Source organism: Rhodobacter sp. 4.3.4, from assembly GCF_058724655.1.
In genome coordinates this window covers 3,004,245-3,022,994 of record NZ_CM178967.1, presented here as the reverse complement: position 1 = coordinate 3,022,994, position 18,750 = coordinate 3,004,245, and the positions used below count along the sequence as shown (strand labels likewise).

General features: G+C 67.1%; 17 protein-coding genes. 12 read left to right on the top strand and 5 right to left on the bottom strand.

All coding sequences use genetic code 11. The annotated features are described in order from the left end of the window. The first annotated feature begins 38 nt into the window (after positions 1 to 38). The 8 genes from AC4PTB_RS14960 (at position 39) to AC4PTB_RS14925 (ending at position 8,671) form a co-directional block, all read left to right on the top strand. Entirely contained in the window at positions 39 to 491 is a 453-nt protein-coding gene (locus AC4PTB_RS14960) for a formate dehydrogenase subunit gamma (protein WP_492190668.1), read from the top strand. Continuing rightward, positions 488 to 1,990, top strand: coding sequence for a formate dehydrogenase beta subunit (locus AC4PTB_RS14955; RefSeq protein WP_492190667.1), 1,503 nt, complete (start codon positions 488 to 490; stop codon positions 1,988 to 1,990). The genes AC4PTB_RS14960 and AC4PTB_RS14955 overlap by 4 nt, the downstream gene beginning before the upstream one ends. After that, positions 1,987 to 4,863, top strand: coding sequence for a formate dehydrogenase subunit alpha (fdhF, locus tag AC4PTB_RS14950; RefSeq protein ID WP_492190666.1), 2,877 nt, complete (start codon positions 1,987 to 1,989; stop codon positions 4,861 to 4,863). The genes AC4PTB_RS14955 and fdhF overlap by 4 nt, the downstream gene beginning before the upstream one ends. Further along, positions 4,860 to 5,648 (top strand): formate dehydrogenase accessory sulfurtransferase FdhD, encoded by a 789-nt coding sequence (gene fdhD / locus AC4PTB_RS14945; RefSeq protein WP_492190665.1) that lies wholly within the window; start codon positions 4,860 to 4,862, stop codon positions 5,646 to 5,648. The genes fdhF and fdhD overlap by 4 nt, the downstream gene beginning before the upstream one ends. Continuing rightward, positions 5,645 to 5,860, top strand: coding sequence for a formate dehydrogenase subunit delta (locus AC4PTB_RS14940; RefSeq protein ID WP_492190664.1), 216 nt, complete (start codon positions 5,645 to 5,647; stop codon positions 5,858 to 5,860). The genes fdhD and AC4PTB_RS14940 overlap by 4 nt, the downstream gene beginning before the upstream one ends. 341 nt (positions 5,861 to 6,201) lie before the next feature. After that, positions 6,202 to 6,828 (top strand): lipoprotein N-acyltransferase Lnb domain-containing protein, encoded by a 627-nt coding sequence (locus AC4PTB_RS14935; RefSeq protein WP_492190663.1) that lies wholly within the window; start codon positions 6,202 to 6,204, stop codon positions 6,826 to 6,828. Between the two features lie 118 nt (positions 6,829 to 6,946). Then, the gene (locus AC4PTB_RS14930; protein WP_492190662.1) at positions 6,947 to 8,293 is read left to right on the top strand and encodes an IS5 family transposase; all 1,347 of its coding nucleotides are present in this window, start codon (positions 6,947 to 6,949) and stop codon (positions 8,291 to 8,293) included. Positions 8,294 to 8,332: 39 nt separating this feature from the next. Next, entirely contained in the window at positions 8,333 to 8,671 is a 339-nt protein-coding gene (locus AC4PTB_RS14925; RefSeq protein WP_492190661.1) for a lipoprotein N-acyltransferase Lnb domain-containing protein, read from the top strand. On the opposite strand, the gene AC4PTB_RS14920 is transcribed toward AC4PTB_RS14925, so the two are convergent. From AC4PTB_RS14920 to AC4PTB_RS14905, 4 genes are read right to left on the bottom strand one after another with little or no spacing between them, the layout of a single operon-like run. Then, positions 8,668 to 9,501 carry a TIGR03915 family putative DNA repair protein gene (locus tag AC4PTB_RS14920; protein WP_492190660.1) on the bottom strand — a complete coding sequence of 278 codons (834 nt, stop codon included), beginning with the start codon at positions 9,499 to 9,501 and terminating at the stop codon, positions 8,668 to 8,670. The two genes, AC4PTB_RS14925 and AC4PTB_RS14920, sit on opposite strands and share 4 nt — an antisense overlap. After that, complete coding sequence (locus AC4PTB_RS14915) at positions 9,501 to 10,730, bottom strand: putative DNA modification/repair radical SAM protein (protein WP_492190659.1); 1,230 nt, start codon at positions 10,728 to 10,730, stop codon at positions 9,501 to 9,503. Before AC4PTB_RS14915 ends, AC4PTB_RS14920 begins: the two co-directional genes overlap by 1 nt. 36 nt (positions 10,731 to 10,766) lie before the next feature. After that, positions 10,767 to 11,360 (bottom strand): response regulator transcription factor, encoded by a 594-nt coding sequence (locus AC4PTB_RS14910; RefSeq protein ID WP_492190658.1) that lies wholly within the window; start codon positions 11,358 to 11,360, stop codon positions 10,767 to 10,769. After that, positions 11,357 to 13,330, bottom strand: coding sequence for a sensor histidine kinase (locus AC4PTB_RS14905; RefSeq protein WP_492192645.1), 1,974 nt, complete (start codon positions 13,328 to 13,330; stop codon positions 11,357 to 11,359). Before AC4PTB_RS14905 ends, AC4PTB_RS14910 begins: the two co-directional genes overlap by 4 nt. A gap of 139 nt (positions 13,331 to 13,469) precedes the next feature. On the opposite strand from AC4PTB_RS14905, the gene AC4PTB_RS14900 reads away from it, so the two are divergent. The 4 genes from AC4PTB_RS14900 (at position 13,470) to AC4PTB_RS14885 (ending at position 17,904) form a co-directional block, all read left to right on the top strand. Next, the gene (locus tag AC4PTB_RS14900) at positions 13,470 to 14,471 is read left to right on the top strand and encodes a TRAP transporter substrate-binding protein (RefSeq protein WP_492190657.1); all 1,002 of its coding nucleotides are present in this window, start codon (positions 13,470 to 13,472) and stop codon (positions 14,469 to 14,471) included. A 67-nt stretch (positions 14,472 to 14,538) separates the two neighbouring features. Further along, positions 14,539 to 15,222, top strand: coding sequence for a TRAP transporter small permease (locus tag AC4PTB_RS14895; RefSeq protein WP_492190656.1), 684 nt, complete (start codon positions 14,539 to 14,541; stop codon positions 15,220 to 15,222). 1 nt (position 15,223) lies between these two features. Further along, the gene (locus tag AC4PTB_RS14890; protein ID WP_492190655.1) at positions 15,224 to 16,546 is read left to right on the top strand and encodes a TRAP transporter large permease; all 1,323 of its coding nucleotides are present in this window, start codon (positions 15,224 to 15,226) and stop codon (positions 16,544 to 16,546) included. 101 nt (positions 16,547 to 16,647) lie between these two features. Further along, the gene (locus AC4PTB_RS14885; protein ID WP_492190654.1) at positions 16,648 to 17,904 is read left to right on the top strand and encodes a cyclin-dependent kinase inhibitor 3 family protein; all 1,257 of its coding nucleotides are present in this window, start codon (positions 16,648 to 16,650) and stop codon (positions 17,902 to 17,904) included. Here the strand turns inward: AC4PTB_RS14885 and draG are convergent. After that, positions 17,859 to 18,743, bottom strand: a complete 885-nt coding sequence (gene draG / locus AC4PTB_RS14880; RefSeq protein WP_492190653.1) for an ADP-ribosyl-[dinitrogen reductase] hydrolase — start codon at positions 18,741 to 18,743, stop codon at positions 17,859 to 17,861. The two genes, AC4PTB_RS14885 and draG, sit on opposite strands and share 46 nt — an antisense overlap. Between the last annotated feature and the right edge of the window lie 7 nt (positions 18,744 to 18,750).

Sequence of the window (18,750 nt, the reverse complement as noted above, 5' to 3'; positions counted from 1 at the left end):
TGTGTCCTTTCGCCGCAGGCTGAAGGCGGGAGGACGACATGACCGATACCGCGCGCCTGCGCGCCATTCTTGCGGCCCATCGCGGCCGGGAAGGGGCGCTTTTGCCGATCCTGCAGGATGTGCAGGCGGCCTTTGGGTTCATTCCCGACGACACCTATGCGCCCATCGCCGCCGAACTGGGGCTGACCCGGGCCGAGGTGGCGGGGGTGGTCGGCTTCTACCACGATTTCCGCAAGGCGCCTGCGGGGCGGCATGTGATCAAGCTCTGCCGGGCCGAGGCCTGCCAGGCGATGGGCGTGGATGCGGTGCAGGCGCGGCTTGAAGCGGCGCTGGGTCTGCGGCTGGGGCAAAGCACCTCGGAAGTGACGCTGGAGGCGGTCTATTGTCTGGGCCTCTGCGCCTGTGCCCCCGCGGCGATGGTGAATGACCGGCTGGTCGGGCGGCTCGATGCGGCCACGGTCGCGGGGATCTTGGCAGAGGTGGGCGCATGAAGATCTGGCTGCCCTGTGATGCTGCCGCGAAAGCCTGCGGTGCCGAGGCGGTTCTGGCCGCGCTGCGGCTTGAGGCCGAGAACCGCGGTGTGCGGCTCGAGATCGCCCGCAACGGCTCGCGCGGGATGATCTGGCTCGAACCTTTGCTGGAGGTGGAAACCCCCGCGGGCCGGATCGGTTTCGGCCCGATGACGCCTGCCGATGTGCCCGGCCTGTTCGACGCGCCCGACAGCCATCCGAAAGCCCTGGGGCTGGTCGAGGAAATCCCCTTTTTCAAGCGCCAGACGCGGCTGACCTTTGCCCGCTGCGGCAGGATCGAGCCTTTGTCGCTGGCGCAATTCGCCGCCGCGGAAGGCTGGGCCGGGCTGCGCAAGGCGCTGAAAATGACCCCCGCCGAGGTGGTCGAGGAAGTGCTTGCCTCGGGTCTGCGGGGCCGCGGCGGCGCGGGCTTTCCCACCGGCATCAAATGGCGCACCGTCGCCGCGGCGCAGGCCGATCAGAAATATATCGTCTGCAATGTGGACGAGGGCGACAGCGGGTCGTTTGCGGACCGGATGCTGATCGAGGGCGACCCCTTTTGCCTGATCGAGGGCATGGCGATTGCCGGTCACGCGGTCGGCGCGACACGCGGCTATGTCTATATCCGCTCGGAATATCCCGATGCGATCGCGGTGATGCGCGCGGCGGTCGCGTTGGCGAAACCTGTTCTGGTGGGGGCCGGGTTCGAGATGGAGGTCCGCGTCGGTGCGGGCGCCTATGTCTGCGGCGAGGAAACCTCGCTTTTGAACAGCCTTGAAGGCAAGCGCGGCACGGTGCGCGCGAAACCGCCTTTGCCCGCGCTGAAGGGGCTGTTCGGCAAGCCCACCGTAGTGAACAACCTGCTGTCGCTCGCCGCGGTGCCGTGGATCATCGCCCATGGCGCGAAGGCCTATGAAAGCTTCGGCATGGATCGTTCCCGCGGCACGATCCCGTTGCAGATCGGCGGCAATGTCAAACGCGGCGGGTTGTTTGAGACCGGCTTTGGTCTCACGCTTGGGGAACTGGTCGAGGAGATCTGCGGCGGCACCGCCAGTGGCCGTCCGGTCAAGGCGGTGCAGGTGGGCGGGCCCTTGGGCGCCTATCATCCGATCACCGATTACCACCTGCGCTTTTGCTATGAACAATTCGCGGGGCAGGGCGGGTTGGTCGGGCATGCCGGGCTGGTGGTGCATGACGACAGCGCCGACATGCTGAAACTGGCCCGCTTCGCGATGGAATTCTGCGCCATTGAAAGCTGCGGCACCTGCACGCCCTGCCGTATCGGCGCCGTGCGCGGGGTCGAGGTGATCGACCGCATCGCCGCGGGTGATGCCTCGGCGATGCAGCTGCTGGATGATCTGTGCCAGACGATGAAACTTGGCTCGCTTTGCGCGCTGGGCGGTTTCACCCCCTATCCGGTGCAAAGCGCGATCCGCCATTTCCCCGCCGATTTCCCCTGCGCAAGCGAGGCCGCCGAATGAAAGACCTGATCATTCCCCCGCTCGACTGGACGCAGGACATGGGCACGCCGAAACGCGAGGGCGCGCCGGTGCATCTGACCATCGATGGGGTCGAGATCACCGTGCCGGCGGGCACCTCGGTGCTGCGGGCGGCGGCGGAAGCCGGGATTTCCATTCCGAAACTTTGCGCCACCGACAGCGTGGAGCCGGTGGGGTCGTGTCGGCTTTGCATGGTCGAGATCGAGGGGATGAAGGGCATGCCGACCTCCTGCACCACCCCGGTTGCGCCTGGCATGCGGGTGCATACGCAGACGCCGCAGTTGCAGAACCTGCGCCGCGGCGTGATGGAGCTTTATATCTCGGACCATCCGCTCGACTGCCTGACCTGCGCGGCGAATGGCGATTGCGAATTGCAGGACATGGCGGGCGCCGTCGGTCTGCGCGAGGTCCGCTATCAGGCGAAAGACACCCATTTCGCGCGCCGCGACGCCACGGGGCCGAACCCGCGCTACATTCCGAAGGACACCTCAAACCCCTATTTCAGCTATGATCCGGCGAAATGCATCGTCTGCATGCGCTGCGTGCGCGCCTGCGAAGAGGTGCAGGGCACTTTCGCGCTGACGGTGATGGGGCGCGGCTTTGACGCAAGGATTTCGCCCGCGGCACCGGATTTCCTGTCCTCGGAGTGCGTCTCCTGCGGCGCCTGTGTGCAGGCCTGCCCGACCGCGACCTTGGTTGAAAAATCGGTCGAACAGATCGGCACGCCGGAACGGAAAGTCGTCACCACCTGCGCCTATTGCGGCGTGGGCTGCAGCTTCGAGGCGCATATGCTGGGCGATCAGCTCGTCCGCATGGTGCCCTGGAAGGGCGGCGCGGCAAACCACGGCCATAGCTGCGTCAAGGGGCGCTTCGCTTATGGCTATGCGATGCATCGCGACCGCATCCTGAAACCGATGATCCGCGACAAGATCACCGACCCCTGGCGCGAGGTGAACTGGACCGAGGCGCTTGACTTCACCGCCACAAGGCTGCGGGCGCTGCGCGACAGCCACGGCGCCGATGCCTTGGGCGTCATCACCTCCTCGCGCTGCACGAACGAGGAAACATACCTCGTGCAAAAGCTGGCCCGCGCGGTCTTTGGCACCAACAACACCGACACCTGCGCGCGGGTTTGCCATTCGCCCACCGGCTACGGGCTGAAACAGACTTTTGGCACCTCGGCCGGGACGCAGGATTTCGACTCGGTCGAGGAAACCGATCTGGCGCTGGTCATTGGCGCGAACCCGACCGACGGCCATCCGGTCTTTGCCTCGCGCCTGCGCAAGCGGCTGCGGGCGGGGGCGAAGCTCATTGTCGTCGATCCGCGCCGGATCGATCTTCTGGACACGCCGCACCGGGGCGAGGCCTGGCATCTGCAGCTGAAGCCCGGGACGAACGTGGCCGTCATGACCGCGATGGCGCATGTGATCGTGACCGAGCAGCTTTTCGACAGCCGCTTCATCGGCGAACGCTGCGACTGGGACGAATGGGCGGATTACGCCGACTTCGTCGCGAACCCGGATTACGCGCCCGAGGCGGTGGAAAGCCTGACCGGGGTTCCGGCGGGTTTGCTGCGCGAGGCCGCCCGGGCCTATGCGGCGGCGCCGAATGCCGCGATCTACTATGGGCTGGGCGTGACCGAGCACAGCCAAGGCTCGACCACCGTCATCGCGATTGCGAACCTTGCAATGATGACCGGCAATATCGGGCGGCCGGGCGTTGGCGTGAACCCGCTGCGGGGGCAGAACAACGTGCAGGGCAGCTGCGACATGGGCAGTTTTCCGCATGAATTCCCGGGCTATCGGCATGTCTCCGACGATGCGACGCGGGGTCTGTTCGAACGGACCTGGGGGGTGCGGCTCTCCTCGGAACCGGGGCTGCGCATCCCGAACATGCTTGATGCCGCGGTCGCGGGGCGGTTCAAGGCGCTTTACGTTCAGGGCGAGGATATCCTGCAATCGGACCCCGATACCCGGCATGTCTCGGCGGGGCTTGCGGCGATGGATCTGGTCATCGTGCATGACCTGTTCCTGAACGAGACCGCGACTTACGCCCATGTTTTCCTGCCCGGCTCGAGCTTTCTGGAAAAGGACGGCACCTTCACCAATGCCGAACGCCGCATCAACCGGGTGCGCAAGGTGATGGCGCCGAAGGCGGGCTTTGCCGATTGGGAGGTGACGCAGCTTTTGGCGAATGCGCTGGGGGCGGGCTGGCATTACACGCACCCGTCTGAAATCATGGCCGAAATCGCCGCGACGACGCCGGGCTTTGCGCGCGTGACCTATGAGATGCTCGACGCCCGCGGCTCGGTGCAATGGCCCTGCAACGATCAGGCGCCCGAGGGCTCACCGATCATGCATGTCGAGGGCTTCGTGCGCGGCAAGGGCCGGTTCATCCGCACGGCTTACTTGCCGACCGACGAGCGGACCGGGCCGCGGTTTCCGCTTCTGCTGACGACGGGGCGGATTCTGAGCCAATACAATGTCGGCGCGCAGACGCGGCGGACGGAAAACATCGTCTGGCATGACGAGGACCGGCTGGAAATCCACCCGAGCGATGCCGAGACGCGGGGCATCCGCGACGGCGACTGGGTGCGGCTGGCCTCCCGCGCGGGGGAAACCACGCTGCGGGCAAGGGTGACGGATCGGATCTCGCCCGGGGTCGTCTACACAACCTTCCACCACCCCGACACGCAGGCGAATGTGGTGACCACCGACAATTCCGACTGGGCGACGAACTGCCCGGAATACAAGGTGACGGCGGTGCAGGTGGCGGCGTCGAACGGGCCCTCGGACTGGCAGCGGGACTATACGGCGCAGGCGGCGGCCGCGCGGCGGATCGAGGCGGCCGAATGAGCCTGCCCGACGGGGCCGTCACGGTCCCCCTGCCGGGTGGCGACCGGGCGGTGCTGGCCGAGGAAGTCCCGGTGGCGCTGGTCTTTGAGGGCGTGACGCAGGCGGTGATGATGGCCTCGCCGGTGGATCTTGAGGATTTCCTGCTGGGCTTTGCCCTGACCGAGGGGATGATCGCCGATCGCGCCGAGCTGTTGCGTCATGAGGTGGTGCGGCAGGGGCAGGGGATCGAGGTGCGGGGCTGGCTGGCGGCGCCTGCCGGGCAGCGCTTTGCCGCGCGGCGGCGGGCGATGGCCGGTCCGGTCGGCTGTGGGCTTTGTGGCATCGACAGCCTGGCGGCTGTGTTGCGCCCGCTGCCGCGGGCGCCCCGGGGCGGGGGCGCCAAGCTGGCGCTTGGCGCCCCCGCCCCCCTGGCCGATGGCGCGCTTGCGGCCTTGCGGGCCGGGCAGAGCCTGCAGGATGCGGTCCGGGCCGTGCATGCGGCGGGGTTCTGGGACGGGGCGAAGATGCTGGCGCTGCGCGAGGATGTCGGGCGGCACAACGCTTTGGACAAGCTGGCGGGGGCGCTGGCGGGGCAGGGGGTCGACGCGGCGACGGGGGCTTTGGTGCTGACCTCGCGGCTGTCGGTCGATCTGGTGCAGAAGGCGGCGATGATCGGCGCGCGGGTGCTGATCGCGCCTTCGGCCCCCACCGCGCTGGCCGTGGCCGAGGCGCAGGCCGCAGGCCTTGCGCTGATCGCCCGCGGCCCCGGCGGGCCGACCCTCTACACGGACACGGAGGCAGAATGAGCGACGACAAGATCATCCGGATGGCGAACCAGATCGCCGATTTCTTTGCGGTGCAACCGGGCGACAGGGCCGGCTCGATCGCCGCGCATATTTCCGAAAACTGGTCGCCGCCGATGCGGGCGGCGCTGCTGGCGCATGTTGTGGCGGGCTGCCCCGGGCTCGATCCGCTGGTGATCGCCGCCGCGCCGCAGATCCGCTCGGTCGGGGCGTAAACGCGCCTCCCGCAGGTCTCGACCGCCGGACCCTTGTCACCCGTATCATGTTCCCCATCGCCGCGGGGATGATGGCCGGGGCGATCTGGTCGCTCGAAGCCAGCTTTTCCGCCAAGGGATATTATGCGATGGCTAGGGATACGATGCGATGGCTGCTCTGATGCTGGTCTATGCCACTGCCGCGCTGTCGAAAGCCCTGCGCGACAGGGAAGAGGCCGAGCGGATCTGCAACATGCCGGAAGACGCCCGGACCGGGCGTCTGCTGGCCGAAGCTTCGGGCAAGCCCCCCTGTAACCGACCCCGGCGGGGAGACCCCGCCCCACCGCCTTGGGAGACCCATGATGTTCCGTCTGTTGCATGTTCTGGGCCATGTCCTTGTCGTCGCGCTGATCCTCGCGGGCACCGCCTGGGCCGCCACGGCGGTCTGGCTGCAGCTCTCCGGCCCCGTGCGCCTGATCGCGCTGGCGCTTCTGGGGCTGTCGGCGCTTTCCGCGCTCGGGCTCTGGTTTGGCGATCATCGCGGGCTGGCGCTGGCGCTGGTCGGGCTGACCGCGGTCACGGTGGGGCTCTGGTATCAGACGATCACGCCGCGGCAGGACCGCGACTGGGAGATCGACGTTGCCCGCGGCGTGACTGCGCGGATCGAGGGAGAGCGGGTGACGCTCTCGAACATCCGCGATTTCGACTGGACCTCGGAGACCGCGGCGACACCGCGCTGGATCACGCAGGCCTATGACCTGCGCCAGCTCGAAAGCCTCGACATGTTCACCTCGGTCTGGTCGCGCCCCGATATCGCGCATCTGCTGGTCAGCTTCGGCTTTTCCAGTGGCCAGCAGCTGGTGTTCTCGGTCGAGATCCGCCGCGAGAAGGGCGAAAAGTTCAACGAGATCGGCGGCTTCTTCCGGCAGTTCGAACAGGTGCTGATCGCCGCCACCGAGGACGATATCGTCAAGCTGCGCACCAATTAGTTCACCCTGAACAATCGCGAATCCCTTGATTTCGCGCTCAGAACAGGCGGTTTTCCTCGCCATCCCCTGCAGGGTTTCGTATGATTCCGCTCGAAACCCTGCAATTTCGGTTCGCCGCATGAAGCATCGCTCCCGCCCGCCGGAACAAGACGACCTGCTGCGCCCGCGTCTGATCGACATGATCGACCCGCGCCACGAGCTGGTGAAACTCGCCGCGCTGATCGACTGGGAGGTGTTCGAGGAGCAATGGTCCGGGTTCTTCCCCTCGGGCACCGGCCGCCCCGCCACGCCACCCCGGATGGTCGCCGGGCTGCTCTATCTGCAGCACGCGTTTCGGCTGTCGGACGAGGCCGTGGTCGCGCGTTGGGTCGAGAACCCTTACTACCAACACTTCACCGGCGAGACCTTCTTTCAGCATCGCCCGCCGATCGATCCCTCGTCGCTGACCCGTTGGCGGCAGCGGATTGGCGAAGAAGGTGTCGAATGGATGCTGACGCAGACGATCCTGGCCGGGCAGAAGGCCGGGGCGCTCGAGCCGGGCAGCTTGAAGCGAGTGGCTGTCGATACCACCGTGATGGAGAAGACCATCGCCCACCCGACCGACGCCCGGCTTTACGAGCGGGCGCGGGCGCAGCTGGTGGCTCTGGCCGCCGAGGCCGGGGTGTCGCTGCGCCAGAGCTATGCCCGCCTTGCCCCGCGGCTGGCGGTGCGGGTGGGGCGTTATGCCCATGCCAAGCAGTTCAAGCGCATGCGCAAGGCATTGAGAACGTTGAAGGGTTATACTGGCCGGGTGCTTCGGGACCTGCGCCGGCAGCTTGATGACATCCCCGAAGGGGAGTTGCGCGAACGCATCCTGGACCGGCTTGTTCTGGTCTCGAAACTGCTGAGCCAGGAGCCGAAGGGGCGCGACAAGATCTATGCCCTGCATGAGCCCGAGGTCGATTGCATCTCCAAGGGCAAGGCGCGGGTGCGGTATGAATTTGGCTGCAAGGTCAGCATCGCCACGACGCTCGACGAGGGTATTGTCGTCGGCATGCGCAGTTTCGCGGGCAATCCCTACGACGGCCACACGCTGGGGGCTGCGCTCGAACAGGTGGAAATCCTGACCGAGCGCCTGCCCGAACTGGTGGTCGTCGACCGCGGCTATCGCGGCCACGGCGTCGACAAGACCCAGGTTCTGATCAGCGGCACCCGACGCGGATTGACCCCGGCTCTGGCCGCTGATCTGAGGCGACGCGCGGCGATCGAGCCCGAAATCGGCCACATGAAGACCGATGGTCGACTTGCCCGAAGCCCGCTGAAAGGCACGATCGGTGATGCGCTCTTCGCGGTGCTGTGCGGTTGTGGGCACAATATCCGCAAGATCCTGGCTTGGCTGCGGACGGTTTTGGCGCACCTGATCGCGCTGGTCATCGCGGCGATGAGGGGCGACGAGGGCCGCGATCAGATCACCTTGGTCGCGTGATCGGGTTGTTCAGGGCGAACCAATTACCGCAAGGAACAGGTGCGGCTTTACCGGGTCGATCTGACGCCCGCGCAGATCCGCGACATGTTCCTGTCCTATCTTGCGCTGGCGCAGGAGCTGGAACAGGAACCGCGGTTTTACAACACCCTGACCTCGAATTGCACCACCGCGGTCTGGCGGCTGGCGCGCAGCCTCAAACCCGATCTGCCGCTGGACCGGCGTCTGGTTCTGTCGGGCCGTTTGCCCGATTACCTGACCGATCTGGGCGTGATCGCCGCCGCCCCGGCCGCCGAACGCGACGCGGCGGCGCTGATCACCCCGCTTGGGCAGCGGTTCGACGGCACGAAACCCTTTTCCGATCTGATCCGGGGGCGCTAGCCCCTGACTGCCGGTGCCTTGCGGCGCAACCGGCCGCCGGGCGGGCCTTCGGGGGGGAGCGTGTCTGGGTCGTGCATCGCCCGCACCCGGGTTTCGGCGGCCCGGATCAGCCCGGGGATCAGATCGGCCTCGGGCAGATTTTTCCAGTATTTCTGCGGCATGTTCGATGTCATCGCCTTCACCATCAGCCGCGCCGGGTTGAAGATCGCGGCGAAATAGACCCGCCACAGCTCCTCGGTCGCGTCCGCAGGCGGCGGTTGCCGTGCCGCGGTTTCCTCGATCCGCATCTCGCCCGCCTCGCAGCGCGCGGTCAGGGTCGGCGTGGCGATCAGCCAGTCCATGTCGCCAAAGCGGCGGGCAAAGAACGGCGCTGCGGCTTCCAGAATGTGATGGTCGGGCTCGAACCAGGCCGCAAAGGCGCGGCGGTTCGCCCCGGGCGGCGTCACCTCGCGAAAGCGCACGAAACCATGCATCTTGTGGATCTCGCGCCCGACCGCCTTTTGCTGATCGAGCAGCCGCCGCAAGGACGGGTCAGACCGATCCCCCCAGCGCAGCTCCCGCCGCGAGAGCCGCAGCACCAGCGCATGGGCGCGGGAAAACCGCTCGGGGTCGGAATGCATCAAGGCCATCTCGATCCCTTCCACCGCCTCGCGCGAGAGCATGAGCTGCGTCGATGGCCCCGGGGCAGGGGGCGCGGTGGCGAAAAGATCGGGCGCCGTTTCGCCCACCGACCAGATCACCGCCGCCGGATCGATGCCCGCAGCGGCAAGCTTGCGCACCTCTTGCCGCCAGGCGGTGACGGTGCCGATGCGGGGCAGGGCGATCTGCATCAGAACAGGCTCAGCTGTTCCGGCGCCGGGGCAAACCGCGCGCGCAGGTTCGCATCATCGGGCAGCGCGCGGGGCGACCAGCCGGGCAGGGTGATGAAGGGCTCGGCATGTTTCAAAACGCAGCCGATGGCGAGCAGGTCCTCGTAGCGCAGGGTGCGGTGGCGGCGCGCCGTCACGATGCGCTCGACGCTGCGCGGACCGATGCCGGGGATGCGCAACAGCATCTCGCGGGGGGCGCGGTTCACATCGACCGGGAAAAGCCCGCGATGCGCCAGCGCCCAAGCCAGTTTCGGGTCGATCTGCAGATCGAGCATGCCGGTGGGCGGGGCGATTTCGGTGGCGTCAAAGCCGTAATTCCGCATCAGCCAGTCGGCCTGATACAGCCGGTGTTCGCGCACCAGGGGCGGCTGGATCAAGGGCAGCATCCTTGATGCATCGGGGATCGGCGAAAACGCCGAGTAATAGACGCGGCGCAGCGCGAAAGTATTGTAAAGGTTTGAGGATCTGCGCAGGATCTCGCCATCGGTCGCGGCATCGGCGCCAACGATCATCTGCGTCGATTGCCCGGCGGGCGCAAAGCGCGGCGCCCTTGTGCCGCGCGCGGTGCGGTCCTTCGCGGCCTCGCCGCGGGCCTTCACCTCGGCCATCGCGCCGTGGATCGTCTGCACCGATTTCTCGGGGGCGAGCTGCGTCAGCGCGGCCTCGGTCGGCAGTTCGACATTGATCGAAAGCCGGTCCGCCCATCTCCCCGCCTCGGCGATCAGCTCGGGCGCGGCATCGGGGATGGTTTTCAGATGGATGTAGCCGCGGAAATGCTCGCGCTCGCGCAGGCTGCGGGCGACGCGGACCATCTCGGCCATCGTCTCGTCGGGCGAGCGGATGATGCCCGAGGACAGAAACAGCCCCTCTATGTAATTGCGGCGGTAAAATTCCAGCGTCAGGCTGACCACCTCTTCGACGCTGAACCGCGCCCGTTCGACCCGGCTCGACACCCGGTTGATGCAGTAAGCGCAGTCGTAGATGCAGAAATTCGTCAGCAGGATCTTCAGCAGCGAGATGCAGCGGCCATCGGGCGCCCAGGCGTGGCAGATCCCCGCGCCGGTGGTGGAGCCGATCCCCTTGCCATCGCGCGAGCCGCGCCGTTCGCCGCCCGAGGACGCGCAGGAGGCGTCATATTTCGCGGCGTCGGCCAGAATCGACAGTTTCTCGGGCAGGGTGCGTTGAACCATGTGTTCACATTATGTTCACGCTCTGCCGAAAGCAAGTCAGGTCATCCGGGCCAGATCGGCGATGTTGCGCGCCCCCATCTTCGCCAGCACGCGCGAGCGATGCACCTCGACCGTGCGCATCGCGATGCCCAGCCGCTCGGCGATCTGCTTGTTCATCAGCCCTTCCAGCATCAGCGCCATCACCTCGGCCTCGCGCGCCGACAGGCTTGCCCGCCGCGCCGCCACCGCCTCGCGCGCCTGGGCCTCGGCCAGACGGCCCTCATGGGCGGCTATCGCGGCCAGCGCGATATCGACGATGTGGTTGTCGTTGAAGGGTTTTTCGACGAAATCAAAGGCTCCCGCCTTCAGCGACTGCACCGCCAGCGGCACATCGGCATGGCCGGTCAAAAAGATCACCGGCGGCACCAGCCCCTCGGGCCTTGCCTGCAGCGCATCCAGAAGCTGCGGCCCCGACATCCCCTCCATCCGCACGTCCAGAATCAGGCAGCCGCAATCAGAGAGCGGCCATTCCGCCAAGAGATCCGCCCCCGAGGCCCAGGTCCGCGTGGCAATCGAGCGCGAGGCGAACAGAAACCCCAGACTGTCGCGCAGGCTTTCCTCGTCATCGACGATATGAACGGTGAACTTCATGCCGGGGCCTCCTCCTGCGGGACGGGCAGGGTGACGGTGAAGAGGGTGCCGCCGCCCGCACGGGGGCCGTGCGACAGGCTGCCGTGATGCATCTCGACGATCGAGCGGCAGATGTTCAACCCCATTCCCATGCCCTCGGATTTGGTCGAGGTGAAGGGGTCGAACAGGCTTGCCGCGACAGCCTCGGAAATGCCCGGGCCGCGGTCCATCACCTCGATGGTGACCGTGGACCCCGCCCGGGCCAGCCGCACGGTCAGATCGTCGCCGGTGCGCGGCCCCTCGGCCATCGCCTCGACACCGTTGCGGATCAGATTGACCAGAACCTGTTCGATCAGGATGCGGTCGGCCTGCACCTCGGGGATGCGGCCCTCGATCAGCGAGGCGAGCTTCACCCGATGCTCGCGCGCGACCGGGGCGGTGATCGACAGCGCCTCGGCCAGCACCTCGGACAGGTCCAGCGCCGCCAGCTGCGGCGTGCGCTTTTTCACGAAATCCTGTATCCGGCGGATCACCAGCCCGGCCCGGCGCGCCTGCGCCCCCATCTTTTCAAAGGCTTGCCGCAGCATCGTCAGGTTCGGCTCGGGCTGGTCGAACAGGTTCAGCCCCCCGGCGGCATAAGAGGCGATGGCGGCCAGCGGCTGGTTCAGCTCATGCGCCAGCGTCGAGGCCATCTCGCCCAAAGTCACCAGCCGCCCGGTGCGGGCGAGGTTTTCGTCCTGCGCGCGGGCCAGCCGTGCCGCCTGTTTCGCCTGGGTGATGTCGATCACCGAGCCCATCCAGCCGCGATGCTTGCCGCCCGCGTCGATCAGCGGCGCCTCGAAGACCTGGACCTCGATTTCCGAGCCGTCCGAGCGGCGGAACCGGGTCTCGAAGGCCTGCGGCACCGGCTGGCCCTCGATCAGTTGCCGCTGCCGCGCCAGGGTCTCCTCCAGGATGTCGGGCGCCCAGTAGGGCATCGGCTGCGGGCGCCCCACCAGATCCTCGGCCGCCAGCCCGACCAGCTTGCAGAACGCGCCGTTGACGTAAAGGATGCGCCCCGACAGATCCTTGGCGCGCATGCCCACGGTCAGGCTTTCCTCCATCGCGCGGCGAAAGGCCATCTCGGCGCGCAGCCGGTCCTCGGCCATGCGGCGGCGCAGCGCGTTCCTGTGCAGCACCACCATCGCCAGCACCGCAAAGACCGAAAGCGCCCCGATCGCCGCCAGAAGCGCGGCATTGCCAAAGGCATTGGGGGCGTCATAGGCCATGATCTCCAGCGTCGTGCCGGCCAGCGGCGGATCGAAACTGATGCCGTGCCGCGGCGCCTCGGCGGCAATCGGGCGGCGCGCGCGTTCCGCGAGCACCCCCGAGGTGTCGGAAATCCGCACCCCGTATTGTTCCGCGATCCACCAGGGCAGATGGCGTTCGAGCATCATCGGCAGCGAGACCGTCGCCACCACCACCCCCCCCGAGGCCGAGACCCGTTCCGCCAGCACCACCCGGCCATCCCGCACCGGCCCATAGACCGGTCGCGGCGGCAGCGCCCCCGAGGCGAGCAGTTTTCGGGCCAGCGCCTCCTCGGCCGCCCCCGGACCTTCGGGCACGGCGGCGACCAGACGGCCTTTCGCATCATACCAGCGCAGCCCCAGCGTTTCCGGGTTCGCCGCCAGATGCAGCCGGGCCCGGGCCGAGAGCGCCTGTTGCGAGGCCCCGGCGCTGGCATCCAGTGCCAGACGCACCAGCACATCCTCGTCCACCGCCATCTGAAAGCGCAGCGTCTGTTCGACCCAAAGCGCATCGGTGGCCAGTTTCGCCCGGGCGCGGCCGGCATCGGCCTGTCCGACGGCAAACAGCAGCGCGCCGACCAGCGTCATCAGCGCGACGATCGCCACCAGCGGGATCAGCGCCAGAAGGTCGAGCTTGCGCGCGTCAAGCAGGCCCGGAACGGTCCAGACCGCCTCCCCCGCAGGGTCGCCCATGGTGTCGCGCAGCTTGGAAATGGCACATCCCTCCCGTTCATTTGGTCATAACATGTCTTTCGATTGCGGAAAGCCGCAATAGCGTTGCGCAAGATTCTTGCGCATGAAAGCCGCGGCCCGCCGTGGAGAGCGGGCACCGGAGGAGAATCACATGTTGACCCGTCGTATTCTGGGCGCCCTTGTCGGCGCCACCGCGCTCAGCCTGGCGCTGTCGGTTCCGGCGCTCGCCGAGCCGATCGTGATCAAGTTCAGCCACGTCGTCGCCCCCGACACGCCCAAGGGCAAGGGGGCCGCGAAATTCGAGGAACTGGCCGAGAAATACACCAACGGCGCGGTGGACGTGGAAGTCTATCCGAACAGCCAGCTTTACAAGGACAAGGAAGAGCTTGAGGCGCTGCAACTGGGCGCGGTGCAGATGCTTGCCCCCTCGCTGGCGAAATTCGGCCCGCTTGGCGTGCAGGATTTCGAGGTTTTCGACCTGCCCTACATCTTCAAGGATTACGAGGCCCTGCACAAGGTGACCAAGGGCGAGACGGGCAAGATGCTGCTCTCGAAACTGGAAGCCAAGGGCATCACCGGGCTGGCCTTCTGGGACAACGGCTTCAAGATCATGTCGGCGAACACGCCGCTGACGACGCCCGATGATTTCCTCGGCCTGAAGATGCGTATCCAGTCCTCGAAGGTGCTGGAAGCCGAGATGAACGCGCTGGGCGCGGTGCCGCAGGTCATGGCCTTCTCGGAAGTCTATCAGGCGCTGCAGACCGGCGTCGTTGACGGCACCGAGAACCCGCCCTCGAACATGTTCACGCAAAAGATGAACGAGGTGCAGAAACACGCCACCGTCTCGAACCATGGCTATCTGGGCTATGCGGTGATCGTGAACAAGCAGTTCTGGGACGGCCTGCCCGCCGATGTCCGCACCGGGCTGGAAAAGGCGATGGCGGAATCGACCGATTACGCGAACGGCATCGCCAAGGAAGAGAACGAAAAGGCCCTGCAGGCGATGAAAGACGCCGGCACGACCGAATTCCACGAGCTGACTGCCGAAGAACGCGCCGCCTGGGAGGCCGCGCTGACCCCGGTGCATGACGAAATGGCCGCGCGCATCGGCGCCGAGACCATCGCTGCCGTCAAGGCCGCAACGGCTGAGTAAGACCTGCGGGCGGCCCCAATCGGGGCCGCCCTTTCCCTTTCCTTTCACGACCTAAGCGGGGGCCGCCATGCTGCGCATCCTCGACCGGGCCGAGGAGGTGCTGATCGCCGCGCTCATCGCGACGGCGACGGTGCTGATCTTCGTCTCGGTCACCCATCGTTTCACCCTTGGCTTCGTCGCCGATTTCGTCGGCTTCTTCCGCAGCCACGGCATGGTCGGGGCCGCTGCCGCCGCGAAAAGCCTTTACACGACGCTGCGCGGCATCAACCTCGTCTGGGCGCAGGAGCTGTGCATCATCCTGTTCGTCTGGATGGCGAAATTCGGCGCGGCTTACGGGGTGCGCACCGGCATCCATGTCGGCATCGACGTGCTGATCAACCGGCTCGACGCGCCGAAACGGGGGTTCTTCATCCTGCTGGGTCTGGGCGCCGGGGCGCTGTTCACCGGCATCATCGCGACGCTGGGCGCGAATTTCGTGCTGCACATGTATCACGCCTCCTCGACCTCGCCCGATCTCGAACTGCCGATGTGGCTGGTCTATCTGGCGATCCCGCTGGGCTCTGCGCTGATGTGCTTCCGCTTCCTGCAGGTGGCCTGGTCCTTCGCCCACACCGGCGAGCTGCCGCATCACGACCACGGCCATGTCGATGGCGTCGACGCCGGTCACGATGGCATCGATGTCGAGGGCGATGGCCTGCTGCATTCGCCGCTGACGCCGCGCGACCTTGTCGAAAAACCGAAGGACAACTGACATGAGCGCCCTTATCATCTTTGGTCTGCTCATCGCGCTGATGCTGACCGGCATGCCGATCTCGATCTCGCTCGGCCTGACGGTGCTGACCTTCCTGTTCACCATGACCCAGGTTCCGATCGACACGGTGGCGCTCAAGCTCTTCACCGGCATCGAGAAATTCGAGATCATGGCGATCCCGTTCTTCATCCTCGCCGGGAACTTCCTGACCCATGGCGGGGTGGCGAAGCGGATGATCAACTTCGCCACCGCGATGGTCGGGCACTGGCACGGCGGGCTTGGCCTTGCGGGCGTGATCGCCTGCGCGCTGTTCGCCGCCGTCTCGGGCTCCTCGCCCGCCACCGTCGTCGCCATCGGTTCGGTGATCCTGCCCGCAATGGTGCAGCAGGGCTTTCCGAAGCAGTTCGGCGCGGGCGTCATCACCACTTCCGGCGCGCTTGGCATTCTCATTCCGCCCTCGATCGTGATGGTGATGTATGCCGTCGCCACCTCGGGGATGGTGGTGACGGGGCCGAACGGGGAACCCGTTTCCTCGGCCTCGGTGGGCGAGCTGTTCATGGCGGGCGTCGTTCCCGGCCTGATGCTGGCGGGCTTCCTTGCTTTCACCACCTGGAACCGGGCGCGCAAATTCGGCTATCCGCGCCTGCCCCGGGCCAGCCTGCGCGAACGCTGGACCGCCTTCCGCGAGGCCGCCTGGGGGCTGATGCTGATCGTCGTCGTCATCGGCGGGATCTATGCGGGCGTCTTCACCCCCACCGAAGCCGCCGCGATGAGCGCCGTCTATGCCTTCGTGATCTCGGTCTTCGTCTACAAGGACCTGACGCTCCGCGACGTGCCGCGCGTGCTTTTGTCCTCGGCCAACATGTCGGCGATGCTGCTGTACATCATCACCAACGCGGTGCTGTTCAGCTTCCTGATGGCACATGAAGGCATTCCGCAGGCCTTGGGCGAATGGATGGTCGACGCGGGCCTCTCGTGGTGGATGTTCCTGATCATCGTCAACATCCTGCTGCTCGCCGCGGGCAACTTCATGGAGCCCTCGTCGATCGTGCTGATCATGGCGCCGATCCTGTTTCCGGTCGCGGTGCGGCTGGGCATCGACCCGGTGCATTTCGGCATCATGATCATCGTGAACATGGAGGTTGGCATGTGCCACCCGCCGGTCGGTCTGAACCTTTACGTCGCTTCCGGCATCACCAAGATGGGGATCACCGAACTGACGATCGCGGTCTGGCCCTGGCTTCTGACCATGCTCGCCTTCCTGGTGCTGGTGACCTACGTCCCGGCGATCAGCCTCGCCTTGCCCAATCTGCTTGGCATGTAACTTTCGCGCAGGGCCGGGGATTTCCCGGCCCTGCGACGTTCCGGGCCTTGGGCGCCCCGGGCCGCGCCCCTATCCTGCGCCGATCCGTCCGAGAGGGGATCATGGCCAGCGCCCGCACCAGCCTTACCCATCCGCTGCAGATCGCCGAGGTTCCGGCCGGACCGGGCATGGGCCGCATCGGCATCACCTTTTGCCCCGGCAAGCACGACCGCGCCGCGATGTCGGGCGCCTGGGCGCGCGATCTGGGCCTTGACCTCGATGCGATTGCGACCTGGGGCGCCACCCATGTCGTGACGCTGGTCGAGCCGCAGGAACTGGGCATGCTCAAGGTGCCGGACCTTGGAACGCAGGTCCGTGCGCGCGGGATCGACTGGCATCCCCTGCCGATCGCCGATTACTCCGTGCCGACCCCGGCTTTCGAGGCGCGCTGGCAGGCCGAGGGGCGGGTGATCCGCGCCGCCCTGCGCGGTGGCGCCGATGTCGTCGTGCATTGCAAGGGCGGGCTGGGGCGGGCGGGGATGATCGCGGCGCGGCTGCTGGTGGAACTGGGTGCGGATCCGAAGACCGCGGTCAAGGCGGTGCGGACGGCCCGGCCCGGCGCGATCGAGACACCCGCGCAGCTGGCGCTGGTGCGAGCCACGCTCCCGCTGGCCGAGCCTGCGCGGATCGATCCGGCGCAGCTGACCCGTGTGGGTGGCCGACTTGGCTCGAACCCCGGCGGGATCTGGGCCGATGCGGCGGGCGGGCGGTATTACGTCAAGGAGCTGGAAAGCCCGGCGCAGGCGCGGAACGAATATCTGGCGGCGGCGCTTTACCGTCTGGCCGGGGCGCCGGTGCTGTCTTATCTGCCCTGCGCGGCGCCCGATCAGGTGGCGACGGTTTTCGTCGATCTGGAGAAATCCCGGCTGTCGCAGCTGACCGCGGCCGAGCGCGCGCAGGCCTGGCGCTGGTTTGGCGTGCATTGCTGGCTGGCCAATTGGGACGCCGCCGGGTTTCAGGGCGACAATCAGGGCGTGATCGGCGGGGTGGTGACGACGCTTGATGTCGGCGGCGCGCTGGAGTTCCGGGCGCAGGGCAACCCCAAGGGGAGCGCCTTCGGCCCCGAAGTGCCCGAGGTCACGCGGCTGCGCAGCGATCCCGACAACCCCTTTGCTGCGCAGCTTTTCGGGCCGATGCCGCCGGATGCGCTCCGCGCCGCGCTGACCGTGGTGATCGACCTGCCCGAGGCCGCGATCCGCAAGGTCGTCGCCCGCCATCACGGCCGCGCGGCACTGGCCGAGAAGCTTCTGGCCCGCAAGGCCGATCTGGCGCGTCAGCTGTCCTTGATCCCCGCAAGCGCCAGCAGCTGCGGCAGCTGAGCGCGGATCTCGGCCGTCACTGCCGGGTCAAGCGCCGCCAGCCAGCGCTCCGGCAGTGCCGCCATCCCGCCGCGCGCGCCGGCCAGCATCCCCGCCAGCGCCCCGGTCGTATCGGCATCGCCGCCCTGATTGACGGTGCCGGTCAGCACCTCCTCGAAACTCTCGGACGAGAGCGTGTAATGCAGCACCGTCTGCAGCGTCTCCACCACGAAGGCCGAGGAGCGCCCGCGATAGGGGGTGAAGCGGAAATCGCGGTGTTGCGTGATCAACGCCTCGGCCTCCTGCGCGATGACCGCGCTGCCTGCGCCCAGGATCAGCCCCTGCACCATCCGCACCAGCGCGACACAGGCGGCGTCAGAGAGCGGGTGGTTATGTGTCGCATGCGCCTGCGCCACGGTCCAGGCGGCGGCGCGTTCGGGATGGCCCAGCGTCGCCAGCGCCACCGGCAGCACCCGCATCGCCGCGCCATTGCCCGCATCATCCTCGGCATAGGGGCCTTCGACCGTGCCTTTCTCCAGAAACCGCCGGATGCCGCGCCGACAGGTGTTGCCGACATCGACCGGACCCGATTTCAGCCAGGCCGCGAAACCGGCGCAGATGTCCCTTGCGTCAAAGCCCTGCCGCGCGATCAGCGAGCGCCCCAGCACCAGCGCCATCTGCGTGTCGTCGGTCACCGCACCGGGCTTCAGCTTCAGCCAGCCGCCGCCGGTGATCTCGCGGTGCAGGCCGTGCCGCGCGGCAATCTCGCGCGGGGTCAGGAATTCGACCGTCGCCCCCAGCGCATCGCCCAGCGCAAAGCCGAGAAAGGCCGCCATCGCCCGATCCTGCACATCGCCCATCGCGCAA

Bases quoted from the DNA above. Each gene is read 5' to 3' on its own strand.
- AC4PTB_RS14960 (WP_492190668.1), top strand. From the start codon at position 39: ATGACCGATACCGCGCGCCTGCGCGCCATTCTTGCGGCCCATCGCGGC.
- AC4PTB_RS14955 (WP_492190667.1), top strand. From the start codon at position 488: ATGAAGATCTGGCTGCCCTGTGATGCTGCCGCGAAAGCCTGCGGTGCC.
- fdhF (WP_492190666.1), top strand. From the start codon at position 1,987: ATGAAAGACCTGATCATTCCCCCGCTCGACTGGACGCAGGACATGGGC.
- fdhD (WP_492190665.1), top strand. From the start codon at position 4,860: ATGAGCCTGCCCGACGGGGCCGTCACGGTCCCCCTGCCGGGTGGCGAC.
- AC4PTB_RS14940 (WP_492190664.1), top strand. From the start codon at position 5,645: ATGAGCGACGACAAGATCATCCGGATGGCGAACCAGATCGCCGATTTC.
- AC4PTB_RS14935 (WP_492190663.1), top strand. From the start codon at position 6,202: ATGTTCCGTCTGTTGCATGTTCTGGGCCATGTCCTTGTCGTCGCGCTG.
- AC4PTB_RS14930 (WP_492190662.1), top strand. From the start codon at position 6,947: ATGAAGCATCGCTCCCGCCCGCCGGAACAAGACGACCTGCTGCGCCCG.
- AC4PTB_RS14920 (WP_492190660.1), bottom strand. From the start codon at position 9,501: ATGCAGATCGCCCTGCCCCGCATCGGCACCGTCACCGCCTGGCGGCAA.
- AC4PTB_RS14915 (WP_492190659.1), bottom strand. From the start codon at position 10,730: ATGGTTCAACGCACCCTGCCCGAGAAACTGTCGATTCTGGCCGACGCC.
- AC4PTB_RS14910 (WP_492190658.1), bottom strand. From the start codon at position 11,360: ATGAAGTTCACCGTTCATATCGTCGATGACGAGGAAAGCCTGCGCGAC.
- AC4PTB_RS14900 (WP_492190657.1), top strand. From the start codon at position 13,470: ATGTTGACCCGTCGTATTCTGGGCGCCCTTGTCGGCGCCACCGCGCTC.
- AC4PTB_RS14895 (WP_492190656.1), top strand. From the start codon at position 14,539: ATGCTGCGCATCCTCGACCGGGCCGAGGAGGTGCTGATCGCCGCGCTC.
- AC4PTB_RS14890 (WP_492190655.1), top strand. From the start codon at position 15,224: ATGAGCGCCCTTATCATCTTTGGTCTGCTCATCGCGCTGATGCTGACC.
- AC4PTB_RS14885 (WP_492190654.1), top strand. From the start codon at position 16,648: ATGGCCAGCGCCCGCACCAGCCTTACCCATCCGCTGCAGATCGCCGAG.
- draG (WP_492190653.1), bottom strand. From the start codon at position 18,743: ATGGGCGATGTGCAGGATCGGGCGATGGCGGCCTTTCTCGGCTTTGCG.